This is a genomic window from Streptomyces ossamyceticus (genome assembly GCF_001418475.1).
Classification (GTDB): domain Bacteria; phylum Actinomycetota; class Actinomycetes; order Streptomycetales; family Streptomycetaceae; genus Streptomyces; species Streptomyces ossamyceticus.
The window spans coordinates 1-4708 of sequence record NZ_LIQX01000858.1; the positions used below are offsets into that span (position 1 = coordinate 1).

Genomic DNA, 4708 nt, shown 5'->3' on the forward strand with positions numbered 1-4708 from the left:
CCGCATTGACCGGCCCGCACTGCCCGGCCCTCCGCGACCGGCCCTCTCCGACCCGTCTTCGTGCCTCGCGGCCTCGCGGCCTCGCGGTCCGTCAGGCTGCTACCGGCTCCCGCTTCCTCGCCTCCCTGGTGTGGGCCGTCGAGCGCTTGGCGATGAGCTTGTCCAGGCCGAGCGCGCCGGAGCCGGTGAAGATCAGGAGGAACATGGTCCAGCAGTAGAGGGCCGCCAGCTCGCCGCCGTTCTGGGCGGGCCACAGGGCCTCCGGCTGGTGGACCTTGAAGTACGCGTAGGCCATGGCGCCCGAGGCGATGAACGCGGCGAAGCGGGTGCCGAGGCCGAGGAGGACCAGGCTGCCGCCGACGAGTTGGATGACGGCCGCGTACCAGCCGGGCCAGGCTCCGGTGGCGGCGGTTCCGCCCTGGCCGTCGACGCCGCCGAGGAGGCCGAAGAGGCTCTTGGCGCCGTGGCAGGTGAACAGCAGTCCGATGACGATGCGGAACAAGCCGAGGGCGTATGGCTGGGCGCTGTTGAGGCGTCCGGTCATGTGGGGTGACTCCTTCGGTATCACCCGGTCCCGGTGGGACCGGTGGGGACGGGATTACCGGCGGGTCACTCCAGTTATGCACTGCTACTCGATGGTTACAAGTTCAACATCTGGCCAGGTCCTTACCTCCGCTTGGTCGGATTTTCCCCCCGTTACCGCGCGTAGAACGGCTCGTGCCACCGCGTCCGCGTCCGAAAGAGTGACCGAATCCACGCCAGGTCGGGCTCCCGCGGCGGTCACCCAGTGCACCCCCTCCGTCGGCACCCCGAGAGCGAACCGCTTTTCGTGCGGCACCCCGTGACGGCCTATCAGGTGATAAGGCCGGGATGTCACGTCCAGCCCGCCCGTCTCGTGCCCGTCCACCCGGTGCGGGCGGCAGGCGCCCTCCCGCAGCAGCCGGGTGAGCAACTCGTCGGCGGTCCGGCGAACGTCCGGTTCGGGCAGCCGTGCCTCGATGAGCGTCGTGACCCGGACGTCGGAGCCCGGCACCTCGGGGGAGTGGGCGAGCCAGGCACCGTCGTCCTGCCGCACCTCCAGGCCGGGGCCGAGGACCGTCAGGACGCCCGCCTCGATCAGCGCGGTCATCTCCTCGACACGGCTGCGGGGCGGGCCGATGGAGAGGAAGGCGTTCAGGGGGGTGTACCAGCGGTCCAGGTGGTCCCGGCGGGAGTCACCGGTCAGTCCGCCGTGGTCCACGATCAGCCGCAGCTCGTTGCGCAGGTCCCGCAGCACGTCCAGCGCGGCCTTCTCCGGGCCCGCCACATTGCCGAGCGCGGCCCGCGCGGCATCCTCGCGGAGGTGGGCGAGCAGCCAGGCCCGCCAGGCCCCCGGATCGGGGAACACGAGCCCCGCGTACGGGCGCGAGACACGCTCCCAGGACCAGCGGTCGCGCTCGGGCACCCCGAACTCGTCGAGGACGGCGGCCTCTTGGCGGCTGCGGTGCGGGGCGGCCAGGAACCGCTCGCGGAAGGTGTCGTCGCACGCCCCCTGCCCGCCCGCCGCCTCTTCGCCCGCCGTCTCTTCGCCCGCGGTCCGCTCGCCCGTCGCATGTTCGCCCGCGGTCCGCTCGCCCGCCGCATGTCCGCCCGCGGTCCGCTCGCCCGGCGTCTCCCCGCTCGGGGGCTGCCCGCCCGCCGCCTCCTCGCCGGGGCGCCGCCTCAGCGCCTCGTAGTAGACCGTCTCCACCTCCTTCGCCACCAGCGGCCATATCTCCGCGAGGAAATCCGGTGCCTCCCCGGAGTCGGCGCGCTTGCGGAAGCCGGCGATCACCTCGGGGGTCAGGACCAGCGGCACATGGCGGCCGTAGGGACCCTTCGCGTTGTCGCCGCGCGCCTGGTACGGCACTCCGCGCCGGGAACCGGCGTAGAGGCGGGGCTCCCGGCCCGAGGGGAGGTAGCGCGGCGACCGCGGACGCCGGGCGCCCGGCAGGCACTGCTCCTCCTCGTCCCGGTCGTACACGAACCGGCCGCCGCGGCCTGTCGTCAGCAGGGCCATGTGGTCGAAGAAGTTGAGGCCGAGTCCGCGCAGGAGGACCGGTTCGCCCGGGGCGAGGGAGGAGAGGTCGAGGTCGGCCGGGTTGGCGGGCGGGAGGTGGCGCAGACCGTGCCGGGCAGCGTACGCCGTCGTGCGGCGCTCCTCCTCGTCCGGGGCCGTGGGCAGGTGGCCCTGGGCGAGGACCACGGCGGCGAGGTCGGCGAGGACGTGACCGGTGGCGAGGGTGAGGCGCTGGCTGCCGTCGGGTGCGTCGTCGAGGCGGACCGCGCGGGTCCGGTGTGTCTGTACCCGGATCGCGGGCGGCGCGCCCCGCACCACCTCGGCGAAGACCCACTCCAGGTAGCTGCCGTACTGGGCGCGGGTCGGATAGTCGTCGGGGCCGGGCGCGGGCGGGCCACCGGGGTCGGCCCGGTCGGCGGCCCACTCGTGGAGGCTCGGCCCCGGCCGTATCGGACCCGAGCAGTCCACGCTCTCGTCGGTGAACAGGGTGACCTGCGAGGCCACGGTGTTCATCAGCAGGTGCGGGGACTGGGCGGTGCGCCACACCTGGCCGGGGCCCGGCGGGGCCGGGTCGACGACGTGGACGGTCAACCGGATTCCGGGGCGCAGCAGTTCGGGCGCTGAGGCGCAGAGGCGTTCCAGGACGCTGGTGCCGCGGGGGCCGGCGCCGACGAGAGCGACGCCGATGTCACTGATCCCTGGCAACTCGGACAAGGGGGTAACTCCCGTGCGTGTGGGGCGCACCGTGGGGCGCGGTGCGGCGGACCGCCCGAGAGGAAGCGGACGGTCCGCCTCATCATGCCGTCGGACGGCACGCGAACGGGGCACTGAAACCCTTCAGGGCACCCGGTGTGGGATGCCTCACGCGCATCCCGGACAACAGGGGTAACAACCGTGTCCAATGGCGGTATTAGGGGGTGAGTGCTGACTCCGTGACCGTCTCCAGCCGGGCCTTCTCGCCCTTCCGGGCCCGCGCCTGCTCGAACCGCAGCCGGGCCGAACGGCCGCGCAGGGTCAGGGTCATGAGCTGGTTGCCGAACCAGGGGCCGCCCGTCCTGTGCCAGTCGATGGACGGCCGCCCGCCCCGCCCGTGCCGTGCGAGCCACCGGCCGATCGCCCGCCCGATCCGGCTCCAGCCGAAGTGGAAGCCCAGTTTCATGGACAGCGGGACGGAGTTGTGGACCGGCGAGCAGGTGAGCTGCAGAACGCGGGCGTCCGGCACGGCGGGGGCGTCGGCGGGCCAGGACGGCTGGGCGATGTAGGCGTGGTGCACGTCCCCGGAGAGCACCAGCACGGTCGCCGGGGCGCCGTCCCCCGAGCCGGCCTCGGCCGTCAGGGCGGTCAGCGCCTCGAAGGACTCCGGGAACGCGGCCCAGTGCTCCAGGTCCGCCGCCCGCCGCACCTTCTCCCCGAACCGCGCCCAGCGCTCCCCGCGCACGCCCTGGCACAGCGCGGCGTCCCACGCCTCGGCCCCGTGCACGAGGTGCGGCAGCAGCCAGGGCAGCGAGGTGCCGATGAGGAGGTGGTCGCACGAGCCGGGGTCGTCCAGCGCCTGCTTCCGCAGCCACGCGGCCTCGCCCGCGTCCAGCATCGACCGGTTCGCCTCGTCGAGGACCCGCGCGGCCCGGCTGTCGAGCATCAGCACGCGGACGCGTCCGAAGTCCCGCCGGTAGCTCCAGCGGACCGAGGCCGGGTCCCGGTCCGCCTCGGTGGCGTGCGCGCGCAGGACCTCCGTACCGTCCGGGACGGCGCGTACCGCGGCGTACACCGGGTCGGCGGCCAGTTCGACGGGGGAGAGGTTGCCGAGGTGCTGGTGGACCCAGTACGACATCAGGCCGCTCAGGATGCGCTTCTGCCACCAGGGGGTGTCCCGCATGTCGGCGAGCCAGGACGCGCTGGTGTTCCAGTCGTCGATGACGTCGTGATCGTCGAAGATCATGCAGGTGGGCACGGTGGACAGCAGCCAGCGGATGCCCGGGTCGAGCCAGGACTCGTAGTAGAGGTGGGTGTACTCCTCGTAGTCCGCGACCTGCGCGCCCGGCGGCTCCCGCAGGTCCCGGCGGGAGGCGAGGTAGGCGCGGGTGGCCTTGGAGGTCTCGTCCGCGTAGACCTGGTCGCCGAGGAGGAGCAGGACGTCGGGACGCTCGTCGCCCGCCCCGGCGGCGATACGGGAGGCCAGCGCGTCCAGGGCGTCCGGGCCCACCGGGTCGGAGTCGCCGTGCGGCGGCGCGGCCCAGCGGCACGAACCGAAGGCGACACGGACCGGATCGTCGCCGGCCGGGGTGTGGATCTCGGAGGGCGGGAACCGGGAGTCGGGCAGGGGCCAGACCGGGGAGTCGTCGAGGAGGACCTCGTACGACGACACCGTGCCCGGGGTCAGGCCCGTCACCGGCACCAGCGCGTAGTGGTGGCCGGCGATCTGGAACGTGCGGGCCGTGCCGCCCCCGCCGCCGGTGCAGCGCACCTCGGCCGTGCAGGGGCGGCTCGTCTCGACCCAGACGGTCGCGGCCGAACCGTCCACGTATCTCAGCAGTGGGCCAAGGCGCAGTTCCGCCATCGGCGATCACCCGCTCCCTCTCTGGTCGGAGGTCCCTGGGGGACGCCTGTGTCCCTGCGGACCACCCTCCTCCGTCGCCCCGTACGGTACGGAACGACGGAGGAGGGTGGTCC

The 4708-nt window shown here is 73.5% G+C and carries 3 protein-coding genes; all 3 read right to left on the reverse strand.

The features are described 5' to 3' along the window. Positions 1-91 precede the first annotated feature (91 nt). Entirely contained in the window at positions 92-544 is a 453-nt protein-coding gene (locus AOK15_RS39765) for a DoxX family protein (protein ID WP_055523948.1), read from the reverse strand. 84 nt (positions 545-628) lie between these two features. Continuing rightward, positions 629-2752, reverse strand: a complete 2124-nt coding sequence (locus AOK15_RS43375; RefSeq protein ID WP_107099619.1) for an FAD/NAD(P)-binding protein — start codon at positions 2750-2752, stop codon at positions 629-631. 196 nt (positions 2753-2948) lie between these two features. Beyond that, the gene (locus AOK15_RS39775; protein ID WP_055523949.1) at positions 2949-4595 is read right to left on the reverse strand and encodes an alkaline phosphatase D family protein; all 1647 of its coding nucleotides are present in this window, start codon (positions 4593-4595) and stop codon (positions 2949-2951) included. Positions 4596-4708: the final 113 nt, after the last annotated feature.

Bases quoted from the DNA above. Each gene is read 5' to 3' on its own strand.
- AOK15_RS39765 (WP_055523948.1), bottom strand. From the start codon at position 544: ATGACCGGACGCCTCAACAGCGCCCAGCCATACGCCCTCGGCTTGTTC.
- AOK15_RS39775 (WP_055523949.1), bottom strand. From the start codon at position 4,595: ATGGCGGAACTGCGCCTTGGCCCACTGCTGAGATACGTGGACGGTTCG.